The sequence below is a fragment of the Marinobacter sp. ELB17 genome (assembly GCF_000169375.1).
GTDB lineage: Bacteria > Pseudomonadota > Gammaproteobacteria > Pseudomonadales > Oleiphilaceae > Marinobacter.
The window spans coordinates 27,939-45,858 of the sequence record NZ_AAXY01000025.1 but is presented as its reverse complement, the minus strand read 5'-3'; the positions used below and the strand labels follow the sequence as shown (position 1 = coordinate 45,858).

The 17,920-nt window shown below is 54.6% G+C and carries 15 protein-coding genes; 9 read left to right on the top strand and 6 right to left on the bottom strand.

Annotated elements, in window-relative coordinates; all coding sequences use genetic code 11:
- Positions 1-21: 21 nt before the first annotated feature.
- Entirely contained in the window at positions 22-1,098 is a 1,077-nt protein-coding gene (locus MELB17_RS18810) for an NAD(P)/FAD-dependent oxidoreductase (protein WP_007351921.1), read from the top strand.
- On the opposite strand, the gene MELB17_RS18805 is transcribed toward MELB17_RS18810, so the two are convergent.
- On the bottom strand, positions 1,073-2,545 hold the full coding sequence (locus tag MELB17_RS18805) for an HD domain-containing protein (RefSeq protein ID WP_007351920.1): 1,473 nt from the start codon (positions 2,543-2,545) through the stop codon (positions 1,073-1,075). The two genes, MELB17_RS18810 and MELB17_RS18805, sit on opposite strands and share 26 nt — an antisense overlap.
- Positions 2,546-2,693: 148 nt before the next feature.
- Here MELB17_RS18805 and MELB17_RS18800 point away from each other — a divergent pair, with 148 nt between their 5' ends.
- From MELB17_RS18800 to MELB17_RS18780, 5 genes are all read left to right on the top strand, one after another.
- Positions 2,694-3,899: a PP2C family protein-serine/threonine phosphatase gene (locus tag MELB17_RS18800; protein WP_007351919.1), complete on the top strand. Its 1,206-nt coding sequence runs from the start codon at positions 2,694-2,696 to the stop codon at positions 3,897-3,899.
- A gap of 18 nt (positions 3,900-3,917) precedes the next feature.
- Positions 3,918-4,409: an STAS domain-containing protein gene (locus tag MELB17_RS18795; RefSeq protein WP_007351918.1), complete on the top strand. Its 492-nt coding sequence runs from the start codon at positions 3,918-3,920 to the stop codon at positions 4,407-4,409.
- 85 nt (positions 4,410-4,494) lie between these two features.
- Positions 4,495-5,523 (top strand): NAD(P)H-dependent glycerol-3-phosphate dehydrogenase, encoded by a 1,029-nt coding sequence (locus tag MELB17_RS18790; protein ID WP_227498975.1) that lies wholly within the window; start codon positions 4,495-4,497, stop codon positions 5,521-5,523.
- 64 nt (positions 5,524-5,587) lie between these two features.
- Positions 5,588-6,634, top strand: coding sequence for a phosphohistidine phosphatase SixA (sixA, locus tag MELB17_RS18785; protein ID WP_036185531.1), 1,047 nt, complete (start codon positions 5,588-5,590; stop codon positions 6,632-6,634).
- Between the two features lie 106 nt (positions 6,635-6,740).
- A complete protein-coding gene (locus MELB17_RS18780) occupies positions 6,741-7,202 on the top strand; it encodes an FKBP-type peptidyl-prolyl cis-trans isomerase (RefSeq protein WP_007351915.1) in 462 nt (153 codons plus the stop codon).
- A 60-nt stretch (positions 7,203-7,262) separates the two neighbouring features.
- On the opposite strand, the gene MELB17_RS18775 is transcribed toward MELB17_RS18780, so the two are convergent.
- Complete coding sequence (locus tag MELB17_RS18775) at positions 7,263-8,915, bottom strand: electron transfer flavoprotein-ubiquinone oxidoreductase (protein WP_007351914.1); 1,653 nt, start codon at positions 8,913-8,915, stop codon at positions 7,263-7,265.
- A gap of 373 nt (positions 8,916-9,288) precedes the next feature.
- On the opposite strand from MELB17_RS18775, the gene MELB17_RS18770 reads away from it, so the two are divergent.
- From MELB17_RS18770 to MELB17_RS18760, 3 genes are all read left to right on the top strand, one after another.
- Positions 9,289-10,038 (top strand): electron transfer flavoprotein subunit beta/FixA family protein, encoded by a 750-nt coding sequence (locus tag MELB17_RS18770; protein ID WP_007351913.1) that lies wholly within the window; start codon positions 9,289-9,291, stop codon positions 10,036-10,038.
- Positions 10,038-10,976 (top strand): electron transfer flavoprotein subunit alpha/FixB family protein, encoded by a 939-nt coding sequence (locus tag MELB17_RS18765; RefSeq protein WP_007351912.1) that lies wholly within the window; start codon positions 10,038-10,040, stop codon positions 10,974-10,976. The genes MELB17_RS18770 and MELB17_RS18765 overlap by 1 nt, the downstream gene beginning before the upstream one ends.
- Positions 10,977-11,060: 84 nt before the next feature.
- The gene (locus MELB17_RS18760) at positions 11,061-12,302 is read left to right on the top strand and encodes a saccharopine dehydrogenase family protein (RefSeq protein WP_036185527.1); all 1,242 of its coding nucleotides are present in this window, start codon (positions 11,061-11,063) and stop codon (positions 12,300-12,302) included.
- Between the two features lie 32 nt (positions 12,303-12,334).
- Here the strand turns inward: MELB17_RS18760 and MELB17_RS18755 are convergent, their stop codons facing one another.
- From MELB17_RS18755 to cydB, 4 genes are read right to left on the bottom strand one after another with little or no spacing between them, the layout of a single operon-like run.
- Positions 12,335-13,492 (bottom strand): iron-containing alcohol dehydrogenase, encoded by a 1,158-nt coding sequence (locus MELB17_RS18755; protein WP_007351910.1) that lies wholly within the window; start codon positions 13,490-13,492, stop codon positions 12,335-12,337.
- Between the two features lie 28 nt (positions 13,493-13,520).
- Positions 13,521-15,158: a thiol reductant ABC exporter subunit CydC gene (cydC, locus tag MELB17_RS18750; protein ID WP_007351909.1), complete on the bottom strand. Its 1,638-nt coding sequence runs from the start codon at positions 15,156-15,158 to the stop codon at positions 13,521-13,523.
- On the bottom strand, positions 15,151-16,917 hold the full coding sequence (gene cydD, locus MELB17_RS18745; protein WP_007351908.1) for a thiol reductant ABC exporter subunit CydD: 1,767 nt from the start codon (positions 16,915-16,917) through the stop codon (positions 15,151-15,153). The genes cydC and cydD overlap by 8 nt, the downstream gene beginning before the upstream one ends.
- Positions 16,918-17,919 (bottom strand): cytochrome d ubiquinol oxidase subunit II, encoded by a 1,002-nt coding sequence (gene cydB, locus MELB17_RS18740; RefSeq protein WP_007351907.1) that lies wholly within the window; start codon positions 17,917-17,919, stop codon positions 16,918-16,920. It abuts the gene before it with no gap.
- Position 17,920 lies beyond the last annotated feature (1 nt).

Sequence of the window (17,920 nt, the reverse complement as noted above, 5' to 3'; positions counted from 1 at the left end):
ACTGATGGAAACTGCAACACCATGTACCAGAACAACTCTTCTGACGGAACCGTAAGCACTATTAACGACACTATACGCTCTGTTGCCATTGTTGGTTCAGGCGTGGCGGGGTTGACCGCAGGCGTTTTGCTCAAGGCTCAAGGGCACGATGTGACCCTTTTCGAGAAAAGCCGCGGCCCCGGTGGCCGGCTGTCTACAAAGCGGGTTACCGGAACGTCAGTGGACATGGGCGGCCAGTACTTTACAACGCGGAATCCGGATTTTCTGCCGTTTCTACACCAGCATGCCGGCGAGCAAACCGTTGTTCCCTGGCACGGGCTGCTTGGCTATCAGCAGGATAACGGCGACTGGTCAGAATTTCCCGCCGAGCCGCGTTACGTCGGCGCACCCAGAATGACCGCCATTACCCGGGGCTTGTCTGCCGGCTTGAATGTTCAAGCGCAGACCCGGGTAGCAAGGCTACACCGTGACTCACAGGTTAAAAAATGGCATCTGCAGGACGCTGATGGCCAAAATCTGGGAGCATTTGACCAAGTTATTATCACCGCTCCGCCGGCTCAGGCTCGTGAGCTGCTGGCAGACAGCAGCGCGGCGCAACTTGCCACCGAACTGAACACGGCGGTGTCACAGATTTTGCCGTGTTGGGCGGTAGCGGTGAAGTTCAGCACTAACCCCTGGCCACGCTTCCAGGGTGCCCGAGTCGCCAATTCACCCCTGTTCTGGGTAGCGGATAACACCAGCAAGCCGGGTCGCGAGAACGCATCGGATGAACCTGCTGCGGGCCATTGGTGGGTGCTGCATGCAACTCCCGAATGGACAAATGCCCACGTGGATGACGACCCCCAGCAAGTGGTAGACGCTTTGATGGCGGCCTTTGCCGAACTGAGCGGCAACGTCGAACCGGCGCTTGAAACCTTAACCCACCGCTGGCTTTATGCCCGTTCGGATGCCGGTGGCGAACCTCAGCCTGGCCACCTCTGGTTCGCCAGTGAGCAATTGGGTCTGGCCGGCGATTGGCTGGCAGGTGGGCGCATAGAAGGCGCTTACAACAGCGCCGTAAGCCTTGTGGACGCTATCGGTGGATCGGAACAGGCGTAAACGGCCGTGTGTAAAAATGGGTGATGATGCCGTCGCCAAACTTACTGAAAAAAGCGCTGACGTCGGTGATTTTCTGCAGCGATCTGCGTCGATTGATGGGGTTGCGCACAAGAACTTTTATGCCGTTGAAATTATCCTGAATATTGGAAAAACGTGCATACATCGAACAGGTCACCACATTGGCCGGGTTTAGCGCCAACTGTCCGGCCAGCCAGTGGCTGTATTGGGCGATGGCGTCTGGGTTCAGATCTTCCTGGGTATCCAGGTGTTGTAGCTTTACCCGGTTCACGATGCAGAATGAAAAGCTTTCTGGCTGGCGCCGCGCCACTTTACGAAACGCTTCCCAAAAAAAGTTGTCCGTTAACTCCGCAAACCACTGCATATTGCTCAGGCATGTATCAATCCAGTGAAAACTTTCTTCATCATCCAATACTTCGTTGATGGCCTCGCGCAGCAGCCAGTCAAAACCCAGCGCTGTTTTGTGGGCATACACCTTGCGATACATCTGATAACGGCTGTAAACGAAATCCTCCAGCGCGCCCAGGCCTTTCTGGGTAATGGCCAGTCCCAGCCACGGCTCGCAAGGGTTCCAGCCAAAGCGCAGGTTGCTCAACAGGTGGTCCAGATTGAAGCCGCCAATGGTGACCGATGAGTGAAAACCGTCTCGCAGCATGTAATCGGCCCTGTCAGCATCGATTTCGCCGGATACGATAGACGACAGCAGGTTCATTACCATCCCCGGAATATCGTTTTCCACAATGGCGCCGCCGTGAGCATCGGCCCCGGCGATAAATTCCCAAAAAGTCACTGCGTGCTTGCAGAAAGTAGGGCTTGGCTTTACCTCTGTGGTTTCCATAATGCCGATAACGTCGACCGCGTTCAGCCCGGCGGCGGCCAGATCTATAGCGCTCAGAACATCGTGCGCCACGCGCACAGAATAATGCTCGTGCTCCAGTTCCTCCGGTGGCTGCGGGTGGTACTGGCGAAAATCCACATCGGCCCACAAATCCTCAAATCTTCCTGGCCGCGACATCAGTTCGCGAATGTGCCGAGCTTGGGTGAACTGGTGAGAAAAGCTGGAGTGGCCGCTGTCGTGAAGCAGGCAGCCCAAGCGAATGGTTTTGGCTAGATAGTCGATAGCGTCAAGTTGGCTCAGGGTCAGGTCGGTTTGTTCACTGAGTTGGCGCTCGCGCAGATAGGCGTCGATCATCGCGCGGAACATGCGTGTGCCCACGTGCATCACGCCAATGCTGTGTAAGAATCGCGAGTGGGTGGCGCCGGGAAACACCAGGCTGAGAATGTCGTTCTGGCAGATATTGCGCAGGCGCTGGAACAGCGGGTGGTCTATCACCTGTATTTCATGGCGGTACAGGGGAATGGCCCCGTGAACCGGGTCCATAATCAGTTTGTCGTAGGCTCCGAGCAAGTCGTTTACGGCGCGCCTCATAATCGGCTTTCCCTAAAATTGATGATACTCTTGGCTTCGTGATGATTTCGTAATGGTCTCGTACCGGTTGTTATATCACAGAGGAACGCCAGAATAGGCCTTGTACCCTCTGTTTTCCGCTTCTCGTCAGTCGTTTAGGGCAGCTGCCATGGTTTCGCGTACTCAGCGCATTCTGATCATTGATTCCGACGCAAATGCGCGTGCTGAACTGTCCCGTTACCTGGAAGTTCGCGGCTTTTACGCGTTGGGTTATTCAAATCCGTCAGCGGCCAGCGCGCTTTACGAGGGGCCAGCACCCGACATCATATTTGCAGATTTACCGCCAGACGCCATTCGGGAAGTGGCAAACCGCCTCGAAGACAGCGAGTATTTTATACCGATTGTGGCCTGCGCTGAACAGGCCACAGGTGCTGATGTTGTAGCGGTCATGCGAGCCGGTGCCTCAGATTTCCTGCTAAAACCCTGCAGTTCAGACCGTAAAGCTCTGGACGATGTGATTGCAAAGCTGCTTGAGCGAGCACGGATCAATCGCTTGAATCAGCTATACCGTCAAGAGCTGGAAGACGCCAACCGGGAGCTGCGATCGGGTATGTCTGAACTCAGCGCTGATCACCGGGCCGGTCGTAAAGTGCAGATGAAAATGCTGCCAGAACACAACATGGAAGTGAACGGCGTGGTTATTGATCACCTGATCAAGCCATCATTGTTTCTGAGCGGCGATTTTCTGGACTATTTCAAGTTAAACGATGACAAAGTCATGGCGTACATCGCGGATGTGTCTGGCCACGGCGCCAGCTCTGCGTTTGTTACGGTATTACTGAAAAATCTGACCAGCAGGCTGCGGCGTGACTTAAGGCGCGGGTTTAATGATGAAATCATGCACCCTGAGCTCTTTTTACAACGTATAAATTCAGAACTATTAGATACCGGCCTGGGAAAGCACGTTACTATTTTTATGGGCATTATTGACTTGAAAACACGGGTTTTGAGCTACACGGTAGGTGCTCATCTCCCAATGCCTATTATTGTGTTTGAAAATCAGCCGGCAGAATTTTTGAAAGGTAGCGGGCTTCCCGTCGGGCTGTTTGAAGAGCCTGAATGGCAGGTATTTCAGCTGGCGCTGACGGCGCCGTTCCGGTTGCTGATGTTTTCAGACGGTATCCTGGAGGTCATACCGGCTAAAAGCCTGGATGAAAAGGAGCGAACACTACTTGAACTCGTATCAGGAGGTAGTCACACTATCGCCTCTTTGAGCGAGGCTTTGAATCTCGATGAGATGACGGAATTACCCGATGATATCGCTATGGTGTCGGTCACTGACGCTTTACGTGATTCAGAATGCCCGTCGTCCTAAACAGTGGCAGTGTGGAAAATGGCTGGTTATAAAATTCTGCAAGCGGAAGAAAAAGGCATTTATGTCTTGAGGTTTGTTGGTGAAATACGCTTGAATCTGTGCTCGACCCTGGACAACCTGGTTGAGTCCATCACTCAGGATCCCAATTTCAGAACCGTGGTCATCGACTTGTCTGAAACGGAAGTCATCGACAGCACAACCCTGGGACTTTTGGCAAAAATAGCATTGGCCGCCAAAAAACAGAGCGGATGCACGCCCAGCCTGATTTCCACCCACCCGGATATCACACGCATCATCGGTTCGATGGGTTTCGACAGTATTTTTATTATTGTCAACGAGCCGGTCTCCAGCATGGAGCGCCTGGAAGAAATTCCGGAGCTGAAGGCGAGTGAACAAGAGGTTCGCGACAAGGTACTGGAAGCCCATAAAATATTGATGGGCATGAACAGCCACAATCGGGAAGAATTCAAAAATCTGGTTCACGCCCTGGAATTCGAAGAAACCGGCTGAGCGAAAAACGGGATGATTATTCCTGAAAAGTGAAAAACCTATGTTCGAAAAAACAGCAGCGCCCGCGCAGGGCAACGCTTCCAATGTGCCAGCCCGCCATGATGTAGCGGTGCTTGGCGGCGGCAGTTTTGGTACAGCCATGGTCAAGGTGCTGGCTGAAAATGGCCATAGGGTGCATTTTTGGATGCGTGACCAAGCTCAAGCCGACAGCATCCGCGAAACCGGTCGGAATGAGCGCTACATGCCCGGCATTGCGCTGGCCGGCGATATCGAACCCACTACAGATTTGCCCGGCGCAGTTGCCAGCGCTGAGATTGTCTTTGTTGCCATTCCATCAAAAGCCTTCCGTGACGTCATTCACCAGCACGCCGGTCGTTTTCGCGATGGCCAGATAGTCGTTAGTCTGACCAAAGGTATTGAAGCCCAGGGTTTCAAGCTAATGAGCGAGATACTGCAGGATGAAATTCCTCAATGCCGTATTGGTGTGCTCAGCGGCCCCAATTTAGCAGCGGAGATTGTAAATCGTGATCTGACCGCCACCGTCATAGCGTCAGAAGACCCAGAGGTGCGCGCCTGCGTTCAAAACCTGCTGGGTTGCGAGTATTTTCGGGTTTACGCCAACGTGGATATGTACGGCGTGGAGCTGGCGGGTGCATTGAAAAACATTTATGCCATCGTCGCCGGCCTAGGCTCGGCTCTGGAGATGGGCGAAAACGCCAAAGCCATGCTGATTACACGTGGCATGGCGGAAATGAGCCGCTTTGCGGTCAGTTTGGGGGCCAATCCTATGACCTTCCTGGGGCTGGCCGGCGTTGGTGATCTGATTGTTACCTGTACATCGGCCAAAAGCCGGAATTTCCGTATTGGTTACGCAATTGGCAAAGGCAAGCCGCTTGATGAAGCTGCGGCGGAGCTGGGGCAGGTTGCAGAGGGCATTTACACTCTGAAACTGGTGCGCGAAAAATCCGAGGCCATGGGTATTCAAATGCCGCTGGTGCACGGCTTACACGAAATTCTATATGGCAATGCGTCTGTAAAGGCTGTTATCAGCGGCTTGATGACGGCCGCGCAAAACTCCGATGTGGAGTTTATCCTGCCGCGTACCATTGTTTGATAGCGGTTTGATAGCGGTTTGATATCGACGTTTTTAATGTTAATCATGCGCTTAGAGGTTATTGATGAAGCTTCTTATAATGCGCCACGGCGAAGCGGGCCGGCACGCACAGGATGATCAGCGCGAGCTTACCGACGTGGGCAGGCAACAGGTTGCCCGAGTGGCCGCCCAGCTAGCGGAAAGTGATAGCCGCCCTGAGCTTATATGGTGTAGCCCGCTGGTTCGTGCCCGGCAAACCGCTGCGATAGTGGCCGAAATATTGAATTGTCCGGTTGAAGAAAAGCTGTTCATTACGCCAGACGACGATCCTGCCCATTGCCTGGGCGCCTTACGGGCCAATACGGCTTCACCGTTGTTGCTGGTATCGCACATGCCATTGGTAGGCGTGCTCACCAGCCTGCTGACAGACGGCCACTGGCGTGGCGCAGCGTTCATGACAGCCCAAGCCGTGCTGCTGGACATGCCCATCGTTGGCCCCGGCTGCGCTGATCTGAAAACCCGTTTTCCCCCTGACCTTCACCGCAGCGACCCCTCAAGGGAGGTTTCTATGAGCCAACAGTCGATAGATCTGGAACCGCTAGCAAAGTCTGTTCCTGCCAAAGGTTTACCGCCACTGCAAGACTGGCATCCGCCGCTCTCCGGCGATATGGAAATGCGCATAGATCGCAGCTGTCAATGGTGGTTTAAAGGGAATCTTATAGGGCGCGAGGCGCTGGTGAAGCTGTTTTCCAGCATATTGCGGCTAGAAGACGACGGCGAGTATTACCTGATTTCACCGGTCGAGAAATGGCGCATTCAAGTGGACGACACACCACTGTTGGCTCATTCGTTAACGGTGAGCGGGCAGGGCGAACAACAAACGTTAACGCTAACCACCAATGTGGGAGAAGTCCTCAGTATTTGCGCTGACCACCCGCTGCAAATGGAGACTTACCGGGAAACCGGTGAGCCCCGACCGTTGATAACGGTGCGCCATGGCGTGCAAGCACGACTGGTGACGGCGGCTTACTACGAATTGGCGGATTTGGCCGTTGAGCGCATAGTAGACGGTGAAACCGTGGTTGGTGTGTTCAGCAAAGGTAATTTCTATAAATTGACCGGCAACGGTTGAAAAGTCTGCCTGCGCCCCAAAAAATGACGAGTATCGCGGTTTAGTCGTTGTTAAGCTGGGTATACACGAATTCAATACAGTCATTTAAGACACGCAAGGAGATCACATGGCACAACCCCGCGTTGTATCCATCCATTACACTCTCACCAATGATCAGGGAGAAGAACTCGATTCCTCCCGCGTAGAAGGTCGGGAGCCGCTGTCTTACCTGGAAGGCGCGCAGAACATCGTCAGTGGGCTGGAAAGCGCACTGAATGAAAAAGCCGTCGGTGACGCCATGAAAGTTTCAGTGGCTCCTGCTGAAGGCTATGGCGAAAAGAACGACGAGCTGGTTCAGCCGGTTCCTCTCAGCGCATTCGAAGGCGTAGAGTCCATCGAACCGGGTATGCAGTTCCAGGCAGAGACGCCGAACGGCCCTCAGGTGGTACGCGTAATTGAAGTAGGTGACGAAACCGTCACTATTGATGCCAACCATCCCCTGGCTGGCGAGAACCTGCACTTTGATGTTGAAGTTGTTGAAGTTCGCGACGCAACAGACGAAGAACAGGAACACGGTCACGTTCACTGATCCATTGTGAACTGTGCGTGAAAAAGGCTCCCTCGGGAGCCTTTTTTTTGCCTGATACTATTACATGTTCGGGTAGTTTGGACCGCCGCCGCCTTCTGGCGTTACCCAGGTAATATTCTGGGAAGGGTCTTTAATGTCGCAGGTTTTGCAGTGCACGCAGTTCTGCGCGTTAATCTGGAAGCGTTTGCCGCTGCCATTTTCCGCTTCAACCACCTCATACACGCCAGCGGGGCAATACCGCTGAGCCGCTTCGTTGTACTTCGGCAAGTTGTGCTCTATCGGAATGCTTGGATCTTTCAGCTGCAAGTGAACCGGCTGATCTTCTTCATGGTTGGTGTTAGAGATAAACACCGACGTCAACTTGTCGAAGGTTAGTCGATTGTCCGGTTTCGGATAGCTGATCGACTTGCAGTCAGCAGCCAGTTTCATCGTATTGTGATCGGCCACGGTGTCGTGCAACGTGAAAGGCAGGCTGCGGCCCAGAATATTCTGCTCCAGATACGCCAGGCCACCGCCAATGATCGGGCCAAATTTGTGAATACTGGGGCCGAAGTTACGGTCCTTGTAGAGCTCTTTATAGAGCCAGCTATCTTTGAAACGGTCTTCAAAGCTGGTGATCTCTTCGCCGCTTTTACCTGCATTCAGCGCTTCAAATACCGCTTCTGCGCCTATCATTCCAGATTTCATGGCCGTGTGAGAGCCCTTAATCTTGGAGAAGGTCAGGGTTCCGGCGTTACAGCCTAGCAGCAGGCCTCCTGGGAAACTCATCTTCGGAAGGCAATTAAAGCCGCCCTTGGTGATGGACCGGGCGCCGTAAGACACGCGCTTGCCGCCTTCCAGATGCTTTTTGATTTCTGGATGGTGTTTGATCCGCTGCATTTCATCAAACGGGCTCAGGTGCGGGTTGCTGTAGTTCAAATCGGTAATCAGGCCCACATACACCTGGCCACCCTCAAGGTGATACAGGAAAGAACCACCGGTAGAGTGACTTTCGCTCAGCGGCCAGCCCGTGGTGTGCACGACCAGGCCCGGTTCGTGTTTGGCTGGATCTATGTCCCACAGCTCTTTAATGCCAAGACCGTAGTGCTGGGGATCTTTGCCAGCGTCTAGTTTGAATTCGTTGATCAACCGTTTGCCCAAATGGCCGCGGCTACCTTCTGTGAACAAGGTATATTTAGCGCGCAGTTCCATTCCGGGCATGTAACTGTCTTTATGGCTGCCATCACGGGCGACGCCCATATCACCGGTAATAATGCCTTTCACCTGGCCGTCTTCAACAATTGTTTCCGAAGCCGCGAAACCGGGATAGACCTCAACACCGAGCTCTTCGGCACGCTCACCCAGCCAGCGGCAGAAATTACCCAGGCTGATAATGTAGTTGCCGTGGTTGTGCATGTTCTTTGGCACAAAAGCATTGGGTATCTTTGTGGCCTTTTCCTGATCTTTCAGCAGGAAAATATCATCACGGGTGACCGGAGTATTCAACGGTGCGCCCAGCTCTTTCCAATTTGGAAACAGCTCGTTTAAAGCGGTTGGCTCAAAAACGGTACCGGCCAAGATGTGGGCGCCGATTTCGGAGCCTTTTTCCACTACGCAAACCGTTAATTCCTGGCTTGCATCCTGGGCGAGTTGCATCAGGCGACAGGCTGCCGAAAGGCCAGCAGGACCACCACCGACGATCAGGACATCAAACTCCATCGATTCGCGTTCCACGTTAGTCTCCTCAACCATATTTTTTAAATGTTGGACAGTCACGACTGAACCGGGCTCTTCAAAATCTGTGCGCTATTATACGTGTAAAAAACCCTGCAGACGACTGCGTGCTGCTAAAGTTAAGCTAGCGTTGTATCTATAGTAACTCTTCTTGCGTCTTCCTGGTACGCCAAACAAACGTTTGTTTTAATTGATTTGTGGGGATTTCCTCCCTGTTCTCAAGCCGCTACGGCTGTGCCGGCATGACCTAAACGGCGCCATTTGTATTGACCCGCTTTCGCTTTATCGGCAGTATTGGTGCACTCCTGCAGCAAATACTTCCATTGAATTTGCTGATACGTCTTTAAACACATCGTAGAAGAACGAGGAATCTATGAAGGTTCTGGTTGCTGTAAAACGAGTAGTTGACTACAACGTAAAAGTGCGTGTAAAGCCGGACAACTCCGGCGTTGATCTCGCTAACGTCAAAATGGCAATGAACCCATTCTGCGAAATCGCTGTTGAAGAAGCGGTTCGGCTGAAAGAAAAGGGCGTTGTGAACGAGATTGTGGTGGTTTCTATTGGCCCCAAAGCCTGTCAGGAGCAGATCCGCACCGCTCTGGCATTGGGCGCAGACCGTGGCATCCACATTGAGACAGACGCAGAGATTCAGTCTTTGCAGGTTGCCAAGCTGTTGAAAGCTGTGGCCGATAAAGAGCAACCCAATCTGGTTATTCTGGGCAAGCAGGCCATCGACTCAGACAACAACCAAACGGGCCAGATGCTGGCCGCGCTGGCAGGTATGAGCCAGGGTACGTTCGCGTCTGAAATTGTGATCGACGGTGACAAAGTAAACGTAACGCGCGAAGTAGACGGCGGCATGATGACCGTTTCACTGACGCTGCCTGCGGTTGTTACCACCGACTTGCGTCTGAACGAGCCCCGCTATGCGTCTTTGCCCAATATTATGAAAGCAAAGAAGAAGCCTCTAGAGTCCATTAGCCCGGCTGATCTGGGTGTTGATGTCACTCCGCGCCTGACGATTGTCAAAGTGGAAGCCCCGGCTTCACGCCAGGCAGGTATCAAAGTTGCAGACGTGGCAGAGCTGGTTAACAAATTGAAGAACGAAGCGAAGGTGATCTGATGAGCATCCTTGTAATTGCTGAACATGACAACAGCAGCCTGAAGCAGGCGACCCTGAGTGTTATCGCAGCCGCCAAGGTCATCGGTGGCAACATCGATGTGTTGGTTGCTGGTGAAAACGTGGCTGCCATCGCGGAAGCTGCAGCAAAGGCTGACGGCGTGAATAAGGTGATGGTTGCTGATAACGCGGTTTATGGCCACTTTTTGGGTGAAAATCTTAGCCAGCTGATTGTTGAGCTGGCCGAAGGTTACACCCACATCCTGGCAGCTGCCGGCAGTACGGGCAAAGACACCATGCCCCGCGTAGCGGCATTGCTGGATGTGGCTCAGATTTCTGACATCATTCGTGTTGAAGCCCCAGACACCTTTGTTCGCCCGATTTATGCGGGTAACGCCATCGCCACTATAAAATCCAGCGATAGTGTTAAGGTGATCACCGTGCGCCCAACCGGCTTCGACCCGGTAGCAGCAGAAGGTGGCTCGGCATCGGTGGAACAGCTGGACGTGGTAAAAGATGCAGGTTTGTCCACGTTTGTTAGTGAGCAAAAAGCCAAATCGGACCGCCCTGATCTTGCTAGCGCCGGGATTGTCGTCTCTGGTGGCCGTGGCATGCAGAACGGCGAAAACTTCAAAATGCTGGAGCAGATCGCCGACTTGATGGGTGCCGCTGTCGGTGCATCTCGAGCCGCTGTTGACGCCGGCTTCGTGCCCAACGATATGCAGGTAGGTCAAACCGGAAAAATCGTTGCGCCACAGCTGTACATTGCCGTTGGTATCTCTGGTGCTATTCAGCATCTGGCGGGTATGTCGGACTCCAAAGTGATCGTTGCGATTAACAAGGACGAAGAAGCACCTATCTTTCAGGTAGCAGACTACGGCCTGGTTGCGGATCTGTTTGAAGCAATACCGAAACTTGAAGAAGAACTTAAGAAAGCGTAATAAGTTTCTGGTTTTATTGAAAAAGGCACCTTATTTGGTGCCTTTTTTATGAAGTTACGTTTGAAAACGCAGGTAGGAAAAGTGATGAGTGCAAGCAAACAGCCCCCTTACGATCTGTTGGTGTTCGGCGCCACCAGTTTTGTCGGTCAGATTCTGACTCAGTATTTGTACGACACCCATGGCGTGGGTGGTGATGTTTCCTGGGCCATAGCCGGCCGCTCCCAGTCAAAGCTTGAAACACTCAGAAACCAGCTGGGGTCAGGCGCTGCCGATTTGCCGTTACTGGTCGCCGATGCCACCGACGAGCCAGCGCTGCAGGCACTGTGCATGCGCACCCGGGTTATCATTTCTACGGTCGGCCCTTATGCGCTTTACGGCGAACCACTGATTAAAGCCTGCGTCGAAACCGGCACTGATTACTGTGACCTTACCGGCGAAGTACAATGGATTGGCAAAATGGTGTCGCGCTATGAAGCGGCGGCGAAAGAATCCGGCGCACGCATCGTTCATTGCTGTGGTTTCGACTCTATACCTTCAGATATGGGTGTCTGGTTCCTTCAGCAACAGGCAGAGAGCGCTTTTGGCAGCGTGTGCCTGGATGTACGTATGCGCTTGAAAGCGGCCAAAGGAACACTCTCCGGCGGCACAGTCGCGTCAATGATCAACATCGCCAAGGAAATGGCCGCCGATCCCGAACTGCGACGCTCTATGGCGAACCCGTTCTCCATCAGCCCAACTGGCCACCGTTCGAAAACCCGTCAGCCTTCGCTGAAAGGCCCCGGGTTTGATAAAACCCTAAACAGCTGGCTGGCACCGTTTGTGATGGGCGCCATCAACACCCGTGTCATTCACCGTTCCAATGCTCTGCAAAATGCCCGCTACGGCCAGGAATTCACTTACGACGAAGCTGTTATGACCGGCCGCGGTGTGAAGGGCCGGTTGGTTGCTTACGGTATCACTGCAGCATTGGCAGGGTTTTTTATGGGTTCTGCGGTGAAACCAACACGCTGGGCTATTGAAAAATTCGTGCCGCAGCCGGGAGAAGGCCCAAGCCCGGACGCCCAGCAGGCTGGGTTTTTTGACATACGATTTGTGGGAAAAACGGCTGACGGGCGCACGATCATTACCCGGGTTAAAGGCGATCGCGACCCGGGTTACGGTGCCACCAGCCGCATGCTCGGCGAAGCGGCAACCTGCCTGGCATTTGATATTCCGAAAAATCGGGACGGTGGTTTCTGGACCCCGGCATCCTTGTTGGGCCAGCCGTTGCTGGAGCGCTTGACCAGCCGTGCCGGTTTGAGCTTTGACGTACTGGAAACCCGCTAAAGCGGGGCTCCAGTCAACGGCATGTTGCTGGCTTACCAGAGCTTCTCGTAAAGCGCGGCGATCTGCTGTGCCGTTGGCACTCGCGGATTGTTACCGGGGGACCCTGACGCCAGGGCCTGTTGAGTCATAGTCGGTATTAACTCAAAGAATCTGGCGCGATCAATACCAAAGCCGCCAGGGGTTGGTACCTGAAGCTCTTCATTGAGCGCATAGAGTTCTTTTAGCAGTTTCTGATTGGCGCTGTTGGTGGTGTCGGCCTCGTCAGCAACGCCCATGGCCCGAGCGCAGTCCGCGTAGCGCTCTGGCGCTGAGGGGATGGAAAACTCGGTAACGGCCGGCAACAGCATCGCGTTCGACAAACCGTGCGGCACATGAAACGCAGCGCCGATAGGGCGGCTCATGCCATGCACCAACGCCACCGACGCAGCGGAAAATGCGATGCCCGCCAGGGTTGAACCCAGCATCATGGCCTCACGGGCCGGTTTGTTGGATCCGTCTTTATAGCTGGTGCGCAGATTGGGTCCCAGCAAACGCATGGCGGCCAGCGCCTGGGAGTCGCTGTACGGATTCGCTTTCTGACTGACGTAAGCCTCCATCGCGTGAGTCAGGGCGTCTATGCCGGTATCGGCGGTGGTTCGGGCAGGTACGGTGAGGGTCAGGTTGTAGTCCACCAGCGCCGCAACCGGCATAAAGCCAATGCCCACACAGAGCATTTTTTCATCACTGGTTTCATCCGTGATGATGGTAAAACGGGTGGCTTCCGAACCTGTACCGGCGGTGGTTGGCACCGCAATCACCGGAATACCGCTTTCATTGACGATGCGCGGAAATTTGTAATCGCTCATTACCCCACCGAAGCGGGCCAATATCGAAATCGCTTTGGCACTGTCAATCGGACTGCCACCGCCAAGGGCGACGATGCAATCGTAATCGCCGTTGCGAACCTGCTCAACGCCGGCCTGAATAGAGCCCACTGTGGGTTCCGGGACGGTATCACTAAACACATCAGCACTGATCGAACGTTGCAACAGGCACGCCTTGAGCGAGTCTGCATAGCCCAGTTCGACCATCATCTTGTCGGTAATAATCAGCGGCCGGCTGCAATTAAGGCTGGCAAGTACATTGGGTAATTCGTCGCTGGCACCGGCGCCAACCTGTAGAATGCGTGGAAGTATTATTTGCGAAGACATAGCAGACCCCGAAATTTTTATATTTATATTAAAGCGCAATCGTAGCGGTGCCACCTGCCAGTGCATCCACACTGTGAGCCAGGCTGATCACCGTACGGCCCGCCAAACGTTGCTCCAAGCGGCAGCATATGCGGTCGCGCAGGGCTTTGTCGACACCGGTGAATGGCTCGTCTAGCACGAACACGGTCGCAGGGCTTAGCAGCACTCGCGCCAGCGCGATGCGCCGGGCTTCGCCGCCAGACAGAAAATTGCCGCCACTGCCCAGCCAGGTATCCAGCTGGGCCGGCTCGCCGCCAAAGCGGTCCCCCATCTCGACCAGGTCCAGCACTTGCCATAGATCGGCATCGCTGGCCTCCGGGTTGGCCATTTTCAGGTTCATGCTCAAGGTGTCGTCAAACAGATAGGTTTGCTGAGTCAGGTAAGCAACAGGAAGGCTGTTAACGCTGCCGCCTGATGGGTTTATCAGCCCGCTCAGAGCGTCTGCCAGGGACGATTTTCCGCTGCCTGATCGGCCGGTAAAGCCTAGCCACTCCCCGGGCTTGAGCTTGATGCTGAGAGGGCGGGCCAGCAAAGGCTGACTGTCGCCGTGGCGCAGCTGCAGATCATCAACCGCGACCGCAAAATCGCCGTTCTCAGGCGTTGCCAGGCCAGTCGTCTTCGCCAAGGTGACATCGCCGTGCTCGGCGCTTTCTGCGGTATCGCGGTTCAAGCGCCGGGCAGCTGCCACAGTGCCGCCAAGGCGGGAAAACGCGTCGGGCAACACGCCATACACCTCGCCTAATCCCAATAAAGCGATGGGCAGCAAAACCAGCACCGGGCCCGACAGCATTTGCTGCTGGTACAGGCTAAACCCCATCCACAGAGCCACCACGACTGCCAGGTTTATCAACAGGCTTGAGCCGGCAAGGTGCCAGCCAGCCCGAGCCTCAATACTGCATTGCTCGCTGGTTAACTGCTCGGCCTGCTGCATCAGCAAAGCGCTGTGGTTACGGGCACGGCCAGCGGCGGTAAGCTCTGCGTAACCTTCAATGTGCTGAACCAGCTGGCTTCGTAGCGTGTCCTGGCGCTCACTTTGAGTCTGAGCCAGGCTATGGGTGCCCATGTAGACAGCGCCCGTTGCCACCACAAAGGAAAGGCCCAGGCACGCAGCGACCAAAACGCCGGTTTGCACACTAAACACCGCCGCGGCCAAGATAATAACCCCAACACTTACCAGCGCCGCCAGGGCCGTCGGGGCAAGTAGGCGCAGGTAAAGAGTATCCAACGCGTCCACATCGGTGAGCAAGCGTGACAGCCATTGTGCGCCGGTCATTGGCGAGCGCTGGCTGCGGGGCACAAGGGCCAGGTGTTTAAACAGGGTTACCCGAATGTCGGCCAACAGTCTTAGCACGGTTTCGTGATTGTAAATTCGTTCCAGGTAGCGGAATACCGTACGCGAAACCGCAAACAGGCGAATGGCCGAGCCGGGCAGATACAGCTCGATCGTGGCCTGAACACCCATGGCGATCAACAGGCCAACCAGGGCTGTTTTGGTAATGAACCACCCAGACAGCGCCAACAGAGCGATACCCGCAAGCAGCGTAAGTAGAATCAGAAAAGCACCGATCAGCAAGCGGTTACGACGGTGAAAAATCAGCCGCAACCAAGGGCGCAGGGCATTAATCATAGTGACCTCCTTCAGGCGCGGCCTGTAACCGGCCATTCACCACCTGCAGTACCCGATCAGCCAGTGTGAGCAATGCCGTGTGATGGCTGGAAAACACCAGGGTTTTTCCTTGCTGCTTCAATTTGGACAGGGTTTGCACGATGTGCTGTTCGCTTTCGGCATCCAGTGCAGCCGTGGGCTCATCCAGCAGGATCAGGTCGTAATCTGCCACCAGAATGCGCGCCAGGCTCAGGCGCCGTGACTGCCCACCCGACAGGCCCTGGCCGTCTTCCATCACTTTGCTGTGAATGCCATCTGCGCGCTCAGCAAGCAAAGGGCCCAGGCCAACCTGTTCCAGCGCGGCAGCTATATCATTATCGCTGGCCTGCGGTGCGGTTAAGCGCAGGTTGTCGGCCCAGGTGCCATCAACCAAAAAGCCTTTTTGCCCTAACCAGCCAAACGCTTGTTGGCCGGGGGCTTTGTCAAAAATGGTAATGGCACCGCTTTGTGGGGCGATAAATCCCGCTATCATATTCAGTAAGGTGCTTTTACCACCTCCGGACGGCCCCGTTAGCGCAAGTGCTTGCCCGCGGCCGACGCTGAACGACACCCGGTCAAACAACAGCTTGTTTTTGCCAAAGCCAGAGCCAAAGCCAACGCTGACGTCCTGAACCATTACCCCGGGGCTGTCCTGCGAGGGAGCAGGGTGAACCCGCGGGCCAATCGGCTCTGACGCGTTAAGCCGGCTGAAAATTTCAGCGCCGGCACCCAGGGCGGATGCACGATCGTGATAGTGCTGTGACAGCGTGCGTAAGGGTTGAAAGAACTCCGGGGCCAGCAACAATGCCAGCAAACCGGAAAACAGCGTTAAATCCGCTGCCGGGCCAAAATCGATGTAGCCCAACAGGCCAAAGCCCACATACATGGCCACAACGGCGATGGCCACAGACGAAAAGAACTCCAGCACGGCTGACGACAAAAACGCCACCCGCAGGGTTTTCATGGTGATAAACCGGTATTGGTCCGAGCGCTGTTGCAGAACCTCGGAAGCGGGGCCGGTTTGCTGAAACAGTTGCAGAGTGGTCAGCCCGCGCACCTTATCCAGAAACTGGCCGGACAGGCGGCTGACGGTTTGAAAGTGCTGTTGATTCAGTGATTCAGCGCCCATACCCACCAATGCCATGAACAACGGAATCAGTGGTGCCGCCAACAGTAAAAATAGTCCCGCTAGCCAGTCTAGCCAGAATACAAACGCCAGAATCATCAGCGGTAGCAGGGTGGCAATCAGCATTTGCGGAAGAAAACGTGCGAAGTAGCCGTGCAGAGCATCAACGTGGTCAAGCCATTCGCGGCTGTGAGTGCCAGCAGAAGACTGGTTCAGGTTCACCGGCCCGGTAGCTTCCCAACAATCGTTAAGTTGCTGACGCACCTGCTGGCGCACTTGTTTGCTGCAACGTGACGCCAACGTGGTTTGCCAGCCTTGAGCCAGTGCCCGAACGCCCAGCGTGGCCAGCAGGCCCAGAAAATAGGGCGTTAGTGCGGTTAAAGCGACTTTTTCCACCAAACCTTGGTGAATAATCGTGGCTAACAAGGTCATCTGTACAATGGTAGCAAAGCCTGCAAACAAACCAGCTACCGCCGTGCTGTTAACGCTTTTGCTGTGTGCCTTGGCCAAGCTTTTTAACCATTGTTTCACCTCTGCACCCGGTGGTGCCGGCGACGAATCACTGGTACCACCGTTATTCAAGGCGCTAGCGTTTCGCGCTTCGGGCTCAGCCACTTAGTGGTATCCCTCGCCGGCGCGCACTTTGCCGCGGAATACCCAGTAGGTCCAGGCGGTGTACACCAGCACAAAGGGGATCACAACCAGTAAACCTATCAGCAGGAACAGCTGTGAATTGTACGCCGATGCTGCGTCCCACAGGGTGTAGTTGGGCGGTATCACGTAGGGCCAGCGGCTCACAATCAGCCCCAAATACGTCGTGATAAACAGTCCGATGGTGGCCACGAACGGCATGCCTTCAAGCCGGTTGCGCACGGAACGGAAAATCTGAAACGCAAACAGTAAGGTCAGAACCGGCAGCACCCAGATTATGCTCAGGTTGTCGAACCAGCGGTTACGCACCATGTCATCCACGAACGGCGTCCATACACCAATGATACCGAACACAACTAAAACCGCCGCAAGAAGAGGCAAGCTGATCTTATATGCCCATTCTTGCAGCCGGCCTTCGGTTTTCATGATCAGCCAAGTGGAACCCAAAAGCGCATAGCCGGCAATCAAGCCAAGGCCGGTCATTACGGTAAACGGAGTTAACCAATCCAGCGCGCCACCGACGTAAACCCGATTGGCGGTTTCGTAGCCTTGAATGTAACTACCCACCACCACCCCCTGTGCAAAGGCTGCCACGGTAGAGCCACCGGCGAACGCCCAATTCCACAAATAGCGCGAGGTGCGCGCCTTAAAGCGGAACTCGAACGCAATGCCGCGAAAAATAAGCCCCGCCAGCATCAGGAACACCCCGATGTACAGAGCGGGCAGCAATATGGAGTAAACCAGAGGGAATGCGGCAAGCAGCCCGGCACCGCCAAGCACCAGCCAGGTTTCGTTACCGTCCCAAACAGGCGCCACCGAATTCATCATGGTGTCGCGATCCTGCTCTGAGGGCGCGAAGGGGAACAGAATCCCCACGCCCAGATCGAAGCCATCCATCATCACATACATGATCACGCCGAAACCAATAATGAACGCCCATACTAATGCCAGATCAATCATTTCCATG

Bases quoted from the DNA above. Each gene is read 5' to 3' on its own strand.
- MELB17_RS18765 (WP_007351912.1), top strand. From the start codon at position 10,038: ATGAGCATCCTTGTAATTGCTGAACATGACAACAGCAGCCTGAAGCAG.
- MELB17_RS18770 (WP_007351913.1), top strand. From the start codon at position 9,289: ATGAAGGTTCTGGTTGCTGTAAAACGAGTAGTTGACTACAACGTAAAA.
- MELB17_RS18760 (WP_036185527.1), top strand. From the start codon at position 11,061: ATGAGTGCAAGCAAACAGCCCCCTTACGATCTGTTGGTGTTCGGCGCC.
- MELB17_RS18780 (WP_007351915.1), top strand. From the start codon at position 6,741: ATGGCACAACCCCGCGTTGTATCCATCCATTACACTCTCACCAATGAT.
- MELB17_RS18755 (WP_007351910.1), bottom strand. From the start codon at position 13,492: ATGTCTTCGCAAATAATACTTCCACGCATTCTACAGGTTGGCGCCGGT.
- cydB (WP_007351907.1), bottom strand. From the start codon at position 17,919: ATGGAAATGATTGATCTGGCATTAGTATGGGCGTTCATTATTGGTTTC.
- MELB17_RS18795 (WP_007351918.1), top strand. From the start codon at position 3,918: ATGGCTGGTTATAAAATTCTGCAAGCGGAAGAAAAAGGCATTTATGTC.
- MELB17_RS18810 (WP_007351921.1), top strand. From the start codon at position 22: ATGTACCAGAACAACTCTTCTGACGGAACCGTAAGCACTATTAACGAC.
- MELB17_RS18800 (WP_007351919.1), top strand. From the start codon at position 2,694: ATGGTTTCGCGTACTCAGCGCATTCTGATCATTGATTCCGACGCAAAT.
- MELB17_RS18805 (WP_007351920.1), bottom strand. From the start codon at position 2,545: ATGAGGCGCGCCGTAAACGACTTGCTCGGAGCCTACGACAAACTGATT.
- cydC (WP_007351909.1), bottom strand. From the start codon at position 15,158: ATGATTAATGCCCTGCGCCCTTGGTTGCGGCTGATTTTTCACCGTCGT.
- sixA (WP_036185531.1), top strand. From the start codon at position 5,588: ATGAAGCTTCTTATAATGCGCCACGGCGAAGCGGGCCGGCACGCACAG.